We start from the raw sequence: 16385 nt of genomic DNA, 5'->3' as shown, positions 1-16385 counted from the left end.
GTCGTCAGGTCAGGGGGGCCCCCCTCGACTACCGCCTGGGAGGACGACGCAGCGAAATGGGGCCAACGAAATCTCGCTTTGGGTTGGGTCATGCCTTCAGACACTCAGAAGGCGCACGAAGACGCTGTTTCACGCTTGAAGTCCGGCCGCCCGGAATCGCGGCAGCGACACACCGCCACCGACAGGCTCGCAAACCAGCTCGACCGCCATGTCGAAGGTGACCACCGCAGGGTCCGCGCCGACGAAGGAGCTGATCATCCGCGGGCCTTCTTCGAGCTCAACCAGCAGCACGGCATAAGGCGTGTCCTGCTTGAAGGCCGGGCCGGGCGCCCGATGCACCACGCTGAACGAATGCACCTTGGCGCGACCGCTGGCGGCGCGGTGCTCCAGCTGTTCGCTGCCGCACGCGCGGCAGATCGCCTGCTGGTAGAGCTGCACATGGCCGCAATCGAGGCAGTGCTGCAGCAGCAACTTGCCTTCCTGAATGCCGCGCCAATAAACTTCCGAATCCGCATCCGGCATGGGCTGCGGCTTGAGGTGAGCGTCTTTCGGGTTGATCACAGCGCGGCCTCCGTTCCCAGGATGGTGGTGGCGTTGGTCGCGAAGCCCGCACCCAGGCTGTGCACCAGGCCGAGTTCAGCGCCCGCAACCTGGCGTTCACCGCAGCTTCCGCGCAACTGGTTGACGACCTCGTAGAAATGAAACAGCGCCCCCGGCATGCCCGAGTGCGCGAACGACAGCAGGCCGCCATGGGTGTTGCAGGGAATGGCGCCGCCGTAGGTGATCTGGCCGTCCTGGACGAAGCGCCCGCCTTCCCCCTTGGGGCAAAAGCCCAGGTCCTCCAGCATCATGATCACCGTGCCGGTGAAGCAGTCATAGACCCCGGCCACATCGATGTCCTTCGGCCCGCAACCGGCCATGGCGTAGGCCTTGGCACTCGACTGCACCGCGCCGGTGGTGGTCAGCGAAGGCATCAGGAAGATGTGCTCGTGCGTGTAGCATTCGCCGCCGCCCAGGATGTAGATCGGCTTGGCAATGCCCAGTGCCCTGGCGCGCTCGGACGAGGTGACGATGAAGGCCGCGCCGCCGTCGGAGATGAGCGAGCAGTCGAGCTTGTGGTAAGGGGTTGTCACCAGGCCGGAGTTCAGCACGTCGTCGACCGTGAGTGGCGCGGTCATCTGCGCGCCCGGCGTGCGCCGCGCATGGTCGCGGTGGATCACCGCCACCTGGGCGAACTGCTCAGCCGTGGTGCCGAACTCTTTCATGTGCCGATGCGCGGTCATGGCGAAGGTGTTGGCCACCGGAATGCCGAAGGGCATTTCGTATTGCTGATCCCGGCTTTCGGTCATCGAGCGCAGGGCCAGGTCGGGCGACAGGCCGGTCAGCAGGCTGTCGCCGCCCACCACCAGAATGGTCTCGGCCAGGCCGCCGGCGATGGCCGCGGCGGCGATGTTGAACAGGGTCGCCGCGGTGGCGCCCGAGACCTGCAGCGTGTTGGAGAACGTGGGCTCGATGCCCAGGTACTCGCTGAAGGCCACGCTGAAGCGGTGGAACGGAGAGGCAAAGGCGGAGCTTGAGAGCACGCCATCGATCTGGTGCTTGCCGATGCCGGCGTCGGCCAGCGCCTTGCCTGCCGCGTCGGCGGCCAGTGCGAGCGCGCTCTTGCCCGGCACGCGGCCGACGGCCGAAATGCCTGCGCCGATGATCGCTGTTTTACCCCGAAGCGTATGTGTCGAGGGGGCGGATTTGATGTTTGCCATAACAGGGTTCAGGGGTTGGGGTTGGTTCAGGCGGCCGCTGAACGCACACGTTGTCGCAGCTGCGCCTTCAAAATCTTTCCCACCGGGTTGCGCGGGATGGTGTCAAGGTACTCGATGTGTTCGGGCAACTTGTAGGCCGCCACGCCGATCTGCTTCAGGTGGCCGACAATATCCTCCAGCGTCGGCGGCTGCGCCTTGTCCTTGGGCACGACGTAGATACAGGTCTTTTCGCCCATGATCTCGTCGGGCACCGCCACCGCCGCCACCTCCTGCACGCCGGGATGGGTCAGCACCAGGTTCTCGACCTCGGCGGCGCTGACGTTGTAGCCACCGCGAATGATGATGTCCTTCTTGCGGTCGAAAAACCCGATGTGGTGCGCGTCGCGCACGATGAAGAAGTCCCCGGTGCGGCAAAAACCGTCAGGCGTGAACGTGCTTTTCGCCAGGTCCGGCCGCCGGTAGTAGCCGGCAAACACGTTGGGCCCGCGGTAGACCAGCTCGCCCACCTGGCCCGGCTGCGTGCATTCGGCGTCGGCCTCGTCGAGCAGCTTCATCTCGACACCGCGTATGCCCGAGGGCCACGCAACGTCCGGAAGACCCCACCACGGAAAGTGATCGGCCCGCTTGGCGAAGTCGGGCACGTCCCGCGCGCCAGCAAACACCGCGGTGCCTTCGGTCTGCCCCCAGGCATGCAGGATTTCGATGTTCCAGCGCCGCTTGAACTCCTCCATGCTCCAGCGCGAGGGTTGCGCCGAACCCGAGGCGATGCAACGCACGCCGGAAAAGTCGAGCTGGTCGACGTTGGGCAGCTTGAGAATCATGTTCAGCAGGGCCGGCACCAGCAGGGTGAAGTGGACCTGGTCGTGCATCAACTGCTTGAGCAGCAGCGGCATGTTCAGCGGGTGATGCAGGAGCGTCGTGCCCCCGATGGCCAGCGAGGCCAGCCAGGTCGCCACGCCGGTCATGTTGACCACCGGCGCGGTCGCCAGCACCCGGTCCCCTTCGTGCAGCCCGGCGGTCTGCGGGATCAGGCTCATCTGGAAGAGCCAGTTATTGTGCGACATCGGGCAAGCCTTGGAAAGGGCTTCGGTGCCGGACGACCAGCACAGGCTGAAAATGTCGTTGGCGTCGACGTCGATGGCGTCGAGCCGGGCGATGTCAGCCGCACCGCGCGCCATCTCGGCGATGCGCTCGATCGGCAGCGCGACAAAGCCGGTTTTCTCGGCGATGGCCAGTTGGTCGGCGCCCTTGAAATCGCGCATCCCGAAAAAGAAGCGCGCCTCGGTGAGTTTCTTGACGTTCTGGAACTCATTGTCGCGCCATTGAATCGGCATCGGCGAAAGCACGCCCCCGGCACGGCTGACCGCGAGAAACATGGCCACCAGTTCCCAGACGTTGGGCAATTGCACGACGACGATCTCGTCCTTGCGCAAGCCCATGTCCAGCAGCCCGGTCGCGATGGCCTCGACCGCTGCCGACAACTCCCGATAACTCAGGCTCTGTGCCGCTGTGCCGGTGAGATCCGGCCGATCCGCCGGGTCGACCACGGCTGGCCGCTCCGGCGCCTTGGCCGCCGTCTCGCGCAGCAAATCGAGCAGGGTACGTCGTCCCCAGTGACCGCTTTCGGTGTAGCGCTTCAAAGCCTCTGTGCTGTGCAGAATCATGATCAGTCTCCTCTTTTTAATGTATTGCCGAGCAGAGGGAAGACGCATCCGCTGGCGCGCAATCCCGGCAAGCGGAATCAGAAACCGTGAAAGCTGGCGAATGCCTCCACCTCGGCACGCTCGGTGATGAAAGCGTTCTCCGGGGCCGACAGATCCTCGTGCCCGAGGGCGATGCCGCAGGCAAGAATTTCATGGTCGCTGATAGGCAGTTGAGCACGCGCCACATTGTGGTACCAGGCAAACGCCGCCTGCGCACAGGTGTGCAGGCCCTGCGCGCGGGCGGCCACCAGAATGTTCTGGATGAACATGCCCAGATCCATGAAGCTGCCGGTGTTCAGGCGGCGGTCGAGCGTGACGAGCAGGCCCACTGGCGCGTCGAAGAACGTGTAGTTGCGCAGCATCTGGTGCTCACGCGCCGCCGCATCATTGCGGGCTATGCCCAGGGTTGCATACAGACCGAAGCCGCAGCGACGCCGGCGCTCCAGATAGGGCTCGACCCAGGTCGTGGGGTAATACGCGTACTCGGGCTGATGCCGGTCAGGTTCGTGCGTAGCCGCCTCGATGAAGGCATCACACAGGCGCTGCCGGGCCTCACCCGCCACCGCATACACTTTCCACGGCTGCACATTGTTGCCACTCGGAGCCCGCGCCGCCACGCGCAGGATGTGCTGCACGACCGAAGTGGGTACTGACGTGGATAGAAACCGCCTGACCGATTTCCGGCTGCGGATCGCTTCATCGACATGCACGGATGGACCGCCTTTCTGTGCTTTCTGGCTGCGTAGCGTTACGGAGAAGAAACGATGCGCGGAGACTGGGCCGCTGGACTCCAACACGACGTTCGGATAGGATTCAGGCATGAATTCTACCAAACAACCGTTTGATTGGGTGCCTACCCCTGAACTGATTGCGCAATCAAACCTCACGGCATTCCTGCACACAGTAGGCGAATCCAGCTTCGAGAGCCTGAGCCCTCGTGCCGATGCCGATCCGGCCTGGCTGATGCGGGAAGTCTTCGAGTTCTGCGACTTCCGCTTTTACCAGCCCTACACGCAGATGCTCGACACCTCGCGCGGCATCGAGTGGGCGCGCTGGTGTGTCGGCGGCACCACCAACATCGTGCTGAACTGCCTGGACCGGCACCGCGGCACGCCGGTGTGGGAGCAGACATTTTTGGTCTGGGAAGGCGAAGACCCGAAAAACCGCAGGAGCCTGAGCTACCGCGAGTTCGATGCCGAGGTGTGTCGCCTGGCCGGGGCCTTGCAGTCGCTGGGTATCGGCCAGGGCGACCGGGTCGGCCTGTACCTGCCCAACCTGCCGGAGACCTTTGTCGCGTTTTTTGCCGTGTTGAAGATCGGCGCCGTGTTGATGCCGCTGTTTTCCGGCTTCGGGCCGCAGCCCATCGTGGCCCGCCTGAACGATGGCGAAGCCAAGGCGGTGCTGACGGTGGACGGCACCTGGCGGCGCGGCAGCCCCGGCGTCATGAAGTCGGTGCTGGACGAAGCATTGCGCGAGGTTCCCAGCGTGCAGCACGTGGTGGTGCTGCGCCACCTGGGCGACGCGGCCCCCTGCCCGATGACGCCGGGACGCGACCACGACTGGGCCAGCCTGGTCGCCGGCCAAGCCGACGACCTGCCCACCGCCGAGATGGCCGCCGACGCGCCCGCCGTGCTGCTCTACACCTCGGGCACCACCGGCAAGCCAAAGGGCTGTGTCTGGACCCATGTCAGCTTCCTGGGCTCGATGGTCACGCGCGACATGCACATCTGCGCCGACTTCAAACCGAGCGACCGCTTCTTTTTCATGAGCGACATGGGCTGGATGGTGGGCGCCATGTGCGCCTGCATTCCCAGCTATTTCGGCGGCAGCCTGCTGGTGGCCGAGGGCACGCCCGACTACCCCGACACGGGCCGCTTCTGGCGCCTGGTGCAGGACCACAAAGTCACCTACCTGGGTGTCGCGCCCACGCTGATCCGCAGCCTGATGCGCTACGGCGACGCAGAGGTCGAGCGCTACGACCTGTCCTCACTGCGCATCACCTGCTCCGGCGGCGAGGCCTGGACCGAGGCGCCCTGGCGCTGGTTCTTCAAGCACGTCTGCAAGGAACGTCTGCCCTTCCTCAACATTGTCGGCGGCACCGAGGTGGGCGGCTGCAATTTCACCGGCACCCTGCACCACCCCTTGCGGCCGGGCTCGTTCGGCGCGCGCGGGCTCGGTGTCGGGGTCGACATTGTCGATGACAGCGGCCAGCCGGTCGGTGCGGGCCAGGTCGGCGAGCTGGTGCTGCGCAACCCCAACATCGGCTTCACCAAAAGCCTGTGGCGCGACGACGAACGCTACCTCGACAGCTACTGGCGCACCATTCCCGGCGTCTGGGTGCATGGCGACTTCGCGATGCGCGACGAGGACGGCCTTTTCTACATCCTCGGGCGCAGCGACGACACGATCAAGGTCTCGGGCAAGCGCACCGGCCCGTCGGAGATCGAAACCCTGCTCACCGGCACCGGCAAGGTGTCGGAGGCCGCGGTGATCGGCGTGCCCGACGAGATCAAGGGTTCGGCCATCGTCTGCGTCTGCGTGCCGATGCCCGGCGTGGCGGCGGACGCGGCGCTGCAGGCCGAACTGTCGCAGGCGGTCGTCCATGGCATGGGCGCCTCCTACCGCCCCAGGCAGGTGCTGCTGGTCAGCGACCTGCCCAAGACCCGCAACATGAAAATCATGCGCCGCGTCGTGCGGGCCGTGTACCGGGGCGACAATCCGGGCGACCTGTCTTCGCTGGTCAACCCGGAGGCGGTGGCCGAGTTGCAGGGCAAGCTTGCAAAAGTTTGAGGCTGGTTGTGCGCCACCCCCTGCCCTGACGGGCAGGATCGGTCACCGGATTTTTCACGCCGTTGACGCCGCCGCAGCATGCGACGCCGTCAGCAAATCGCAAACCACCTGCAGCTCCTCGTCGTCACGCGGCCCATAGACCATCACGATGTTTCCGGGCAGGCCGTATTGACCCGCCAGCGGATGCAACTCCGCCCAGCCGTTTTCGATGGCCTGGGGAACCATGTCGGGGGGCAAGGTCATGTGCAGGCTGCCGTCACTGGGCGGGTGGATGTGGGCAAACTCCTTGCCGAACATGAAGGCCCCGAAGGACTGGCATCCGCATCGCGGCAAATAAAAGGCGCGCGCTCCGGGAACAGACACTTGGCTCGGGCCAATTTCCACGCCGCCCAGGGACTGCCCTTTCGCGAAAACAAGCTCTTGCAGTTCCACCGGCGCATTCTGGTCAAGCTGCGTGTGCGGGTTGGTTGGCGTCGTTTGTGGGCGAGCGCCACGGCGCTGATGGCTGAGATAACTTGTCATGCGGTTCTCCGTCTTCGCGCTTCATCGTTTGTCGCTGCACACCTGCCGCGTGGGTTACAGGAAACACCCCCCGGCGACAGGCGCCTACCGGCCCAGCAAGCCACCGACACTTAGACCACGCCTTCTTGGCCGAACCTGAAGCTGGAGACGGTCACGCCGCCAAAGAAGCCTTCCTCGTGGTACGCGCACACGGCTTCATCATGCCCGGCGGCACCCACCGCCACCATCAAGGGCAGCAGATGGTCTTCTTGCGGATGGGCCACGCGGGCGACCGGCGCGTCTTGCCAGTCGATCAGCCGCTGCGCACGCTGGTGCGAATCGGTGGTGATCAAGGTCTGCTGCAGCCAGTCGTCGAATTGCTTTGACGGCACCGCAGCGGACGGCCCCATGCGGCGCAGGTTGTGGTAGCTCAGGCCGCTGCCGACGATCAGCACGCCCAGCTCGCGCAGCGGCGCCAGGGCACGGCCGACGGCCAGATGAGCCGCCGGGTCGTAGCCCGCGCGCAGTGACAGTTGCACGACCGGCACATCGGCCTGCGGGTACATCACCACCAGCGGCGCGAAGGTGCCATGGTCAAAACCCCGCCGGGCATCGAGCCGCGCCGCGAACCCCGCGTCCTGGATCAGCTGCTGCACCTGCCCGGCCAGTGTGGGCAGGCCCGGCGCCGGGTACTGGACATGGTAGGTGTGTTCGGGGAAGCCAAAGTAGTCGTAGACCATGGGCGGCCGCGCGGCGGCCATCACGGTGAACTCGCGCTCCTCCCAATGTGCGGAGATCACGAGCACGGCCTTCGGTCGATCGCCGAGCTGGCGCGGCATATCCCGCAGGGACTGCTCCAGACGGTCATACATGCCCTTGGACTGCGCCATCATGTACGGCCAGGGCCCGCCGCCGTGCGAGATAAAGTAGGTCGGCAATCGTTCCGTTTTCACGGGTACGCCCCGCTTTTACGGCGATGCTGAATAAGTCCTGGCGATGGGCTGCGCCCCGCATCGGGATGGGATGCAAGGCGCAAACCACAGCCATAGCCCAAGCTATGGCGCGGATTTGCAACGCCGCAGACCGCCCGTTGCGGGGATGCAGAACGCGCTGAGAACTTGTTCAGCATTGCCTTACAGTCCTTTATGCGTGCCGTCGCAAAGCGCGCCGTTCTTGCTCTGCTTGCAGCCGCAAAAATACACGGTCTTGCTTTCGTCGGCGCTGTACTTGGTCGGCACGAACTCGCCACCCTTGTGGCTGCCGTCGCAGAACGGCTGCGACTTGCTGAGGCCGCAGGCACACCAGTAGTAATCCTTGTCTTTTTCCACATCAATTGCGAACGGGGTGCTGGCGGCGGTATGCGGCTTGCTCATGTTGCTCTCCTGAGGATGATTAAGAAGTGGTACTGCATTGGTTGAAGGTATCAACGAAAGCGCGGTTTATGGGCTGCCTCTTTGAGACTGGATGTCTACTGGACTGACCATGAGGAATAGCTTAATGTTTCATTTCGGTTAATCAATAGCTGTAAAATTAACACATCATTTCCTCACAAGAAACCATAAATGGATCGTCTGACCAGCCTTCGCGTCTTCAGGGAGGTCGTGGAAGCCGGCAGCTTTGCGCGAGCCGCAGCGCGCCTCACCTTGTCTGCACCGATGGCGAGCAAGCATGTCGCCCAGCTCGAACGAGACCTCGGTGCGAGGCTGCTGCACCGGACCAGCCGCAAGCTCAGCCTGACGGAGGCCGGCGCGGTGTACTACGCACAATGCTGCGAGGCGCTCGACACGCTGCAGGCCGCCGAAGCGGCGCTTCGGCAAAGCGCGCAGGCACCACGCGGACAGCTCAAGATCAGCGCCCCCGTCTGGTGTGCAAACCGGCGTTTCGCCGACGTACTGGTGGCCTACCGCAACACATATCCCGAGGTGCTGGTCGACATGCGACTGGAGAACCGCAAGATCGACCTGGTGGCCGATGGCTACGACCTCGCACTGCGTGCCACGCGCGAACTGTCGCCGGCGCTGATTGCACGGCCGATTTGTCCCGTGCAGTTCCACCTGGTCGCAAGCCCGGCCTACCTGAAGCGTGAAGGCTCTCCGCGCAGACCCGCCGATCTGGCCAGGTACAGCGCCGTGGTACCCAACTACGTGAACGTCGATGGCCTCGAAATGCAAGGGCCTGCCGGCAAGGCGCGGATCAAGCTGCATGCTGTGATGCGCTCGGACGACAGCACGCTCACCTATCACGCGGTGCACGCCGGCATGGGCATGGCGTTCCTCCCCGAATGGACGGTCGACGACGATCTGGCCGCGGGCCGCCTCGCGCGCGTGCTGCCGACCTACACGGTGCCCCCTTTCACGCTGTATGCGGTTTACACGAATCGGCAGTACATGACACCCAAGCTAAGGACCTTCATCGACTTCTTCAGTGAAGCGCTTGGTGGTGGCAAGTCTGTGGCGCAATAGCCGGATCAATGAACGGGGACTGTTGTGAGCCCCGGACGTCGATCACTTCACCGCTGATCGTGCGCACAAAAACTGCGCCTATACAGACCGCACAAAATCAACGATGGACACGTCGGCAGCCAACACGCTGTTGCCGATCAATACGTTCCAGTGCGCTTCCGAGCCGTGGGCGATGCGCCACTCGTGCAGGCGCCGGGTCAGCAATTGCAGATCATATTCTTCGGCAACACCGATCGCGCCGTGCAGTGCATGGGCGATGGAGGCAACCAGCACCGCCGCCTCGCTGGTGCGGGACTTGGCCATCGCGGCGGCGAGCAGGGACGGCGCCGCAGCGTCGGTGTAAAAGGCCGCTTCGGCGGCCATTGAGGCCGCGGCGACGTGTTCAGCCATGACGCTCAACTGGTGCTGCACCGCCTGGAACTTGCCCAGCGTTTTGCCAAACTGGATACGGTCATTACAGTATTGCAGTGTCATTTCGAAGACACGGGTCATTGCCCCGCTGAGCAGGGCGGCGTGCAAGGCCGCCGCGAACACCGGCAGCAACGGGCCCGCGCCGGGCACGTGCGTCACGGCGCTTTCATCGTCGGGCCAGCGCAGGGTGGCCGCAAGGCTCCCATGCACGCCGCTTGCCTCGCGCTGCGCCGCAGCCGCGGGCAGCAGCAGCAAGGCATCGCCATCCTGGGCCAGCACCAAATCGGCCACCTGACCGCAAGGTGTGAATGGGCAAACGATGGCGCCACCGGCCTCGCGCCGCAACGCAGCGGCCAGCGTGATCATGCCAGCGGGCATCGCACACGAAGGCCCAAGCAGCGCACGCGCCACTATCGTCTGGGCCACGGGCACCGGCACCGTGTAGCGGCCGAAGCTGCTCAGGATCGGGAACAGCTCAGCCAGCGCAAGGCCGGCGCCGCCTGCGGCCTCGGGGGCGATCAGTTCGAGGAAGCCGGCGCCTTGCAGCGCCTGCCACAGCTTGAGCGGCGAGCCGCCCGCTTCAATCGCGCGCACTACGGCGGGCGTGCATTGGTCCTGGAGAATGTCTTCAATCGCCTGAGCAAACATGGAATGCTTTCGTTTTCAACCTGGATTCAGCGCAGGCCCAGACCGCGCGCGATCATGCCGCGCAGTATCTCGCGCGTGCCGCCGCGCAGGGAATAAGTGGGCGCCACCTGGCTCACATAAGCCACGGCGCGGTACAGCTCGGCATCGACCGGGGCGTCCGGATCCATAGCGATGGCGGCTTCGATCACAGCGGGAATGCTCTGCTCGAATTCGGTGCCAATGTCCTTGACCAGGGCGGCTTCGACCAACGGACTTTCCCCGTTGACAAGCTTGGCCGTGACGGCGATCGACATGTTGCGCAGCGTGGCCAGGTGCGTGGCGAATCGACCGATGGTGGCGGCGTGGGCAGACGCATCCGGACTGCGGCGCAGGCAGGTGATCCAGTGCTCAAGCAGCACGATGCTGGAGTACACCCGCTCCGGGCCGCTGCGCTCGAAGGCCAGCTCGGCATTGACCTGGGCCCAGCCATTGCCCTCATCGCCGACCAGGGCATCGTCAGCCAGCAGCACGTTGTCGAAGAACACTTCGGAAAAATGCGCATCACCCGCCAGGTCACGGATCGGGCGCACCGTCACGCCGGGCAATGCCAGATCGACAATGAACTGCGACAAGCCCTTTTGCCGGTCCTGCGGCTCGCCCGACGAGCGCACCAGGGCGATCATGTAATGGCAGTGGTGCGCATTGGTGGTCCATATCTTGCGGCCGTTCAAACGCCAGCCGCTTGAGCTGTCAATTTGGCAGCGCGTGGCTCGCGTACCGACGCTGGCCAGATCCGAGCCGGCATTGGGCTCACTCATGCCGATGCAGAAAAACGCCTCGGCGGCGCAGATTTTCGGCAGGTAGAACTGGCGTTGCGCCTCCGTGCCGAACTTGAGGATCAAGGGCCCGCTCTGGCGGTCGGCAATCCAGTGCGCGGAAACCGGGGCGCCGGCGGCCAGCAGTTCTTCCACCAGCACGAAGCGCGAGAAGGCGTCCAGGCTGGCACCGCCGTAGCGCGCGGGCAAGGTCACGCCGACCCAGCCCCGTGCGGCCAGCTTCTTGCTGAAGGCGGCATTGAAGCCCATCCATGAACGGGCCCGGATGTCGGCGGGCATTGGCTCAAGGCTGGATTTGAGAAAGGCCTTTACCTCGGCGCGAAATGAATTCGTCTCGGCGGGAAGGGTTGCGAGCCGAAAAGCGGACAGCAGGTTGTTCAAGAAATTTTCCTCCGTAGAATGGGTTCGCCGATCAGATCGGGCTGCGCTCTACCAGTTGGCTGGCGAACAGCTTGACCATGCCAGGTTCCAGGCCGTGCGCGAAGGCGGCCAGTTGGGCAGCGATGCTGGCAACCGGGCGGGCTGTCGTGTCGGCTGACATGTGGAATAGCCTTTCTTGTGTTCTTCGTATCACTCAGAGTGTGCCAAGGGCGGCAAGCGATTGAGCGTATTGCTCCTGCCGGTCCTGCACGCCTTTGACGCTGCCCCCGACCGGCCGCAGCAAGCCGTCGCGCAGGCCGTAGACCAACCCGTGCACCTCAACTTGCTGCCCGCGCTCCCAGGCACGGCGCAGGGTGGTGGTGCGGCACACGTTGCTGACCTGCTCGATCACATTCATCTCGCAAAGCCGCGCGGCGCGCTCGTCAATGCCGGAAAGGCCGTCGAGCCGATCAGCGTGTTTGCGCGCCACATCCTCCAGATGGCGCAACCAGTTGTCGGCCAGACCGGTGCGGCGCTGTTCTATCACCGCCTGCACCCCGCCGCAGCCGTAATGCCCCACCACGAGAACATGCTCGACCTTCAACACCTCGACCGCATACTGCAGCACCGTCAGGCAGTTCAGGTCGGAGTGCACCACCAGGTTACCGACGTTGCGGTGCACGAACACCTCGCCAGGCCGCAGGCCCAAGATTTCGTTGGCCGGCACCCGGCTGTCGGAGCAGCCGATCCACAGGTAGCGCGGCATCTGCTGGTGCGCCAGCCGCTCGAAGTACTTCGGGTCTTCCGCAGCGCAGCGCGCCGACCAGGCACGGTTGTTCTCAAGCAGAGGGGCCAGGCTGGACATGGTACCTCCCCGATGCGATTTCAGCACCCCTTCCACACCGGTTTGCGCTTCTCGGCGAAGGCACGCGGACCCTCCTGCGCGTCCTCGCTGGCGTAGGCGGCGCGGTAAATGTTGTGCGCCAGCGCCATGCCGGCCTCGCAGCCAGCGCTCATCGCCGTCATGATCGATTCCTTGCCCGCCATCACCGACAGCGGCGCGTTGTCGCGGATGCGTTCGGCCAGCGCGGTGGCGCGGACGCGCACGGCGTCGGGCGTGTCTTCGAGGTAGTTGATGAAACCCAGCCCATGGAAGGTCTCGATCGGATACAGGTCGCCGGTCAGCACCATCTCCATCAGCATCGGCTGCGGCAGCATCCACAGCAGGGGAATGGCCCAGGGGCTGCCACGCCCGGCGATGCGCGTCTCGGTAATGCCGACTTGCGTGCCCTTCAGGCCCACGCGCAAATCCGAGTTCAGACTCAGCATCATGCCGCCGGCGATCAGGTGGCCGGTCATGGCGGCGATGATGGGTTTGGCCACGCGGCGCTGGCGGCCGTGAAATGGGTCCTTCATCTTGGTCAGGATGTCCACGCCCTCTTCCTTCTTGACACGCGCGGCCTCGCGCAGGTCGAGCCCGGCGCAGAAGGTGCCGCAGTCGGCCGAGGTCAGGATGGCCACGCGCACGTTTTTATCGGCATCGACCTCGCCCCACAGGTCATGCAGCCGGTTGGCGGCGGCCGGTGACAACGCATTGCGCATCTCGGGACGGTTGATCTTCACGGTGGCAATGCCATCGCGCACTTCGTACAGAACCGTTTCTGCTTCACTCATATCCTGATCTCCTGTTAAAAAATTGCTTGCTCTGCTCATACGGCCGCTGATTCGTCAGCGCCTTCGTCGCATGGTTCACGCCGTGACCGATTTCACGCGTTGTAGACCATGTCACCTTCTCTTCGTGCGACTGCTGAACGCACAAGCTCTTGCGTCAACTGTTCCATCCAGTGGTCGATGGGAACCGAAGGAACAAACCTCTGGTGAATGAGCTGAAAGTAGCTGGTGTTGGCGGCCCATCTGACAAAATCTGCAAAAGGCATTTGCTGCTGATCAAGCAGTTTGAATTTCAGCAAAACCTTGACGGCATGATGCGCATGTCGGTCAGGACTTTTGACAAAGGCGTTCAGGCGCTCACGCGCGTTAGCCAGAACTTCGGCACGGTAGCCAAATACCGAGCCGTGGCCGGGAATGACCCAGCGCGGATCAAGCCGCTCAATCAAGTCGAACGTAGCGGCCACGTCGTCGAACGCGGTTTCACCATCGAGCTCCGGAAACACCACGCCGAAGCCTTTTTCCCACAAGGCATCTGCCGAAATCAAGGTTTGGGACCGAGGCTCAAACAGAATGACTGAATGGGGATCATGGCCTGGTGCCGCATGGATTTGCCACGCCGTATCTGCCAGCTGAATTTCCGTGCCCGGTAAAAGAAGGCCATCGAACTTGAACCGGAGGCAGTGTTGCCCGGATGGCACATAGTTCAGGGCGACGGGGTCCCACGACGAGACAAGTGATGCATGGCCGGGAGGAATGAGGGTTTGAAGTTCTGGATAACTGCGCTGGAGGGCGGCATTGCCTCCGCAGTGGTCGCTGTGCAAATGCGTATTGAGCAGTAAATCCAGCGGCCGCCGCTGCAAAGCGGCGCCGACCAACTCGGTGGTTTGTTCCGCATGCGTGCTGTAGCCACTGTCAACGAGTGCGCTGGCCTGCGATCCGAGGAACAGAATGTTATTTGAGGACAGCCAGCCGCGTTCAAAAACTTGAACGCCTGTCGGAAGTTTCCGGTCAAAACTGGTTTTTTGCATCAAAACGGCCTTTAACTCCAGATTTACGGGCGCAAGCTACTATCAAATTAATAGCAACCATAAGCGCCGCATCCATTGACAGCAGCGCGCTGGGCATCTCGGGCCGGTTGATCTTCACGGTGGCAATGCCATCCCGCACTTCGCACGGAACAGTTGCTGTCTCGCTCACGTCGTTATCTCCTGGCAGGAAATCTGGTGACCCGCTCATTCCACCGCGTCTTCGGATTCGATCACCGCCACCACCAGGCCGCGCTCGACCATCTGTCCGGCCTGCACCGACAGCGAGCGCACCACCCCATCGTGGTCGGCATTGATGCGCAGCTCCATCTTCATCGACTCCATCGTCGCCACCACATCGCCGGCGCGCACCCGCTCGCCAACTGCCACATGGGTTTTCAGGATCATCCCCATCATCGGCGTGCGCAACTGGCCGCTGGCCTGCCGGCCGGTGACGGCCTGGCTGAGGTAGGAGGTCACGCCAATGGCGTGGGCGGTGCCGCCGCCCTGCACAAACACGGTATCGTCGCTGCGCACGATGGTCAGCACCTCATGGCGATCCCCCATGCGCAAACGCCAATCGCCCCCGGCCATGGCGGTCAGCGCCAGGCGAACCCGCTCGGCGCCGATTTGCACCGTCACTTCGGGCTCGGGCGAGACGGCGCCAAACCGGACCTCGTGCGTTGCGCCGCCTGAGTGCAGTAGCAGGGCCGGAATCGGCGTGAGCCGGTCGTCGCCGGCGTGCATCTGCCAGCCCGTCACATCCAGGGCCGACCAGGCCCCGAATTGTTTGCCGCTGCGCCGCGCATCAAGCAACCACCAGGCCGCCGCTGCGGCCAGCCGCTCCAGCGGCGCGCTGCTCACGCCCTGACTCCCCTCGGCCAGCACCTCGTCAATCAGACGGGTGTGGAAGCTGGCGTCGCGCGTGGCGGGCAGGGCCAGCAGGCGCTGCAGAAAAGCGCAGTTGGTCTCGACGCCGTGGACCTGGGTTTCGCCCAGCGCCAGGCTCAGGCGGTCCAGCGCCGCCTCGCGCGTGGGCGCATGCGCAATCAGCTTGGCCAGCATCGAGTCGTAGTACGGCGTGACCGCCATGCCGGCCCGCACACCCGATTCGACCCGCACGCCAGAAGTCGGGAACCGCACCGCGATCAGCTCGCCGGTGGAGGGCAGGAAATTTTTCGCGGCATCCTCGGCGCAGACCCGCGCCTCGACCGCGTGGCCCTGCACCCGCACCTCGCCCTGGCGCAAGGGCAGCCCCTCGCCGGCAGCGATGCGCAGCATGACCTCCACAATGTCGATGCCAGTCACCTCTTCAGTCACCGGATGCTCGACTTGCAGCCGCGGGTTGACTTCGAGAAAGTGGTGCTGTTCGCCCTGCACGATGAATTCCACCGTGCCGACGCCGCGGTAGCGCAGCCGCTGCCCCAGGCGCACCGCGTCACTGAGCATCGCCTCGCGCAGCGCCGGGGCGAGGTTCACCGCTGGCGCCTCTTCAATGACTTTTTGATGGCGCCGCTGCAGCGTACATTCGCGCTCGAACAGGTGAATCACTTCGCCATGGCCGTCGCCGACGATCTGCACCTCGATGTGACGCCCGCGCTCGACAAAGGCTTCGACGATCAACGCCGCGTCGCCAAAGGAACTTTTGGCTTCGCGCATGGCCGACTCGATGGCCTCCATCAGTCCGTCCAACTGCTGCACCACCCGCATGCCCTTGCCGCCGCCACCGGCGGCCGCTTTCAGAATCACCGGCAGTGGCAGGCCGCGTACGGTGGCCGCCACTTCGGCCGCGTCGCGGCTGGGCAGCTCGCTGCCGCCGAGCACGGCCACGCCAGCGGCGCGCGCCTCGCGCTTGGCCGAGGCCTTGTCGCCCAGGCGCTCAATGACCTCGGGCGTCGGGCCGATAAAGACCAGGCCGGCCGCCTCGACCGCGCGCGCGAACGCCGCGTTCTCGGCCAGAAAGCCAAAACCCGGATGAATGGCCTGCGACCCGGTGCGCCGGGCCGCATCGATCACCGCATTGATGCGCAGGTAGCTCTCGGCCGCCGCTGCCCCACCGATTTCGATAGACTCGCCGATCAGGTCGACATGCAGCGCATCGCGATCAGCGCTGGAATGCACGCCGGCCACCGCAATACCGAGGCGCTGGCAGGTGCGTGCGATGCGGCAGGCGATTTCGCCGCGGTTGGCGATCAGGATTTTTTTAAACACGGCGGCCTCCCGCAGCGATCAGGATTTT

General features: G+C 64.4%; 17 protein-coding genes. 2 read left to right on the top strand and 15 right to left on the bottom strand.

Annotated elements, in window-relative coordinates; all coding sequences use genetic code 11:
- Nucleotides 1-129: 129 nt before the first annotated feature.
- The 4 genes from B7G53_RS18050 to B7G53_RS18035 all read right to left on the bottom strand — a co-directional run bounded on the left by B7G53_RS18050 (nt 130) and on the right by B7G53_RS18035 (nt 4284).
- The gene (locus tag B7G53_RS18050; protein ID WP_096670267.1) at nt 130-561 is read right to left on the bottom strand and encodes a Zn-ribbon domain-containing OB-fold protein; all 432 of its coding nucleotides are present in this window, start codon (nt 559-561) and stop codon (nt 130-132) included.
- Nucleotides 558-1760 (bottom strand): thiolase C-terminal domain-containing protein, encoded by a 1203-nt coding sequence (locus tag B7G53_RS18045; RefSeq protein ID WP_096670265.1) that lies wholly within the window; start codon nt 1758-1760, stop codon nt 558-560. The genes B7G53_RS18050 and B7G53_RS18045 overlap by 4 nt, the downstream gene beginning before the upstream one ends.
- 26 nt (nt 1761-1786) lie before the next feature.
- Complete coding sequence (locus B7G53_RS18040; RefSeq protein ID WP_096670263.1) at nt 1787-3424, bottom strand: class I adenylate-forming enzyme family protein; 1638 nt, start codon at nt 3422-3424, stop codon at nt 1787-1789.
- 77 nt (nt 3425-3501) lie between these two features.
- The gene (locus B7G53_RS18035) at nt 3502-4284 is read right to left on the bottom strand and encodes a nitroreductase (RefSeq protein ID WP_366945578.1); all 783 of its coding nucleotides are present in this window, start codon (nt 4282-4284) and stop codon (nt 3502-3504) included.
- On the opposite strand from B7G53_RS18035, the gene B7G53_RS18030 reads away from it, so the two are divergent.
- Nucleotides 4283-6253 (top strand): AMP-binding protein, encoded by a 1971-nt coding sequence (locus B7G53_RS18030; RefSeq protein WP_096670259.1) that lies wholly within the window; start codon nt 4283-4285, stop codon nt 6251-6253. The two genes, B7G53_RS18035 and B7G53_RS18030, sit on opposite strands and share 2 nt — an antisense overlap.
- A 54-nt stretch (nt 6254-6307) precedes the next feature.
- Here B7G53_RS18030 and B7G53_RS18025 read toward each other — a convergent pair whose 3' ends face one another.
- The 3 genes from B7G53_RS18025 to B7G53_RS18015 all read right to left on the bottom strand — a co-directional run bounded on the left by B7G53_RS18025 (nt 6308) and on the right by B7G53_RS18015 (nt 8127).
- Nucleotides 6308-6775 (bottom strand): luciferase domain-containing protein, encoded by a 468-nt coding sequence (locus tag B7G53_RS18025; protein WP_096670257.1) that lies wholly within the window; start codon nt 6773-6775, stop codon nt 6308-6310.
- A gap of 110 nt (nt 6776-6885) precedes the next feature.
- Nucleotides 6886-7707, bottom strand: coding sequence for a DODA-type extradiol aromatic ring-opening family dioxygenase (locus B7G53_RS18020; RefSeq protein ID WP_096670255.1), 822 nt, complete (start codon nt 7705-7707; stop codon nt 6886-6888).
- A gap of 180 nt (nt 7708-7887) precedes the next feature.
- Entirely contained in the window at nt 7888-8127 is a 240-nt protein-coding gene (locus B7G53_RS18015; RefSeq protein WP_096670253.1) for a CDGSH iron-sulfur domain-containing protein, read from the bottom strand.
- A gap of 189 nt (nt 8128-8316) precedes the next feature.
- Between B7G53_RS18015 and B7G53_RS18010 the strand changes: the two genes are divergently transcribed.
- On the top strand, nt 8317-9216 hold the full coding sequence (locus tag B7G53_RS18010; protein WP_096670251.1) for a LysR family transcriptional regulator: 900 nt from the start codon (nt 8317-8319) through the stop codon (nt 9214-9216).
- Nucleotides 9217-9294: 78 nt separating this feature from the next.
- On the opposite strand, the gene B7G53_RS18005 is transcribed toward B7G53_RS18010, so the two are convergent.
- The 8 genes from B7G53_RS18005 to B7G53_RS17980 form a co-directional block, all read right to left on the bottom strand.
- Nucleotides 9295-10275, bottom strand: coding sequence for an acyl-CoA dehydrogenase family protein (locus B7G53_RS18005; protein ID WP_096670249.1), 981 nt, complete (start codon nt 10273-10275; stop codon nt 9295-9297).
- A 26-nt stretch (nt 10276-10301) separates the two neighbouring features.
- The gene (locus B7G53_RS18000; protein WP_096670247.1) at nt 10302-11471 is read right to left on the bottom strand and encodes an acyl-CoA dehydrogenase family protein; all 1170 of its coding nucleotides are present in this window, start codon (nt 11469-11471) and stop codon (nt 10302-10304) included.
- A 31-nt stretch (nt 11472-11502) separates the two neighbouring features.
- Nucleotides 11503-11631, bottom strand: coding sequence for a hypothetical protein (locus tag B7G53_RS23275; protein WP_255250069.1), 129 nt, complete (start codon nt 11629-11631; stop codon nt 11503-11505).
- Nucleotides 11632-11664: 33 nt separating this feature from the next.
- Complete coding sequence (gene can / locus B7G53_RS17995; RefSeq protein ID WP_096670245.1) at nt 11665-12315, bottom strand: carbonate dehydratase; 651 nt, start codon at nt 12313-12315, stop codon at nt 11665-11667.
- 20 nt (nt 12316-12335) lie between these two features.
- Nucleotides 12336-13124 (bottom strand): enoyl-CoA hydratase/isomerase family protein, encoded by a 789-nt coding sequence (locus B7G53_RS17990; RefSeq protein WP_096670243.1) that lies wholly within the window; start codon nt 13122-13124, stop codon nt 12336-12338.
- Between the two features lie 92 nt (nt 13125-13216).
- The gene (locus B7G53_RS17985) at nt 13217-14149 is read right to left on the bottom strand and encodes an MBL fold metallo-hydrolase (RefSeq protein ID WP_096670241.1); all 933 of its coding nucleotides are present in this window, start codon (nt 14147-14149) and stop codon (nt 13217-13219) included.
- Complete coding sequence (locus B7G53_RS22915) at nt 14130-14318, bottom strand: hypothetical protein (protein ID WP_176491402.1); 189 nt, start codon at nt 14316-14318, stop codon at nt 14130-14132. The genes B7G53_RS17985 and B7G53_RS22915 overlap by 20 nt, the downstream gene beginning before the upstream one ends.
- A gap of 35 nt (nt 14319-14353) precedes the next feature.
- Entirely contained in the window at nt 14354-16357 is a 2004-nt protein-coding gene (locus tag B7G53_RS17980) for an acetyl/propionyl/methylcrotonyl-CoA carboxylase subunit alpha (RefSeq protein ID WP_096670239.1), read from the bottom strand.
- Nucleotides 16358-16385 lie beyond the last annotated feature (28 nt).

The sequence above is a fragment of the Polaromonas sp. AET17H-212 genome, assembly GCF_002379085.1.
In the GTDB taxonomy this organism is placed as follows: Bacteria; Pseudomonadota; Gammaproteobacteria; order Burkholderiales; family Burkholderiaceae_C; genus Polaromonas.
Note: the sequence above shows the minus strand (reverse complement) of the source record. Positions and strands in the feature narration are given on the sequence as shown.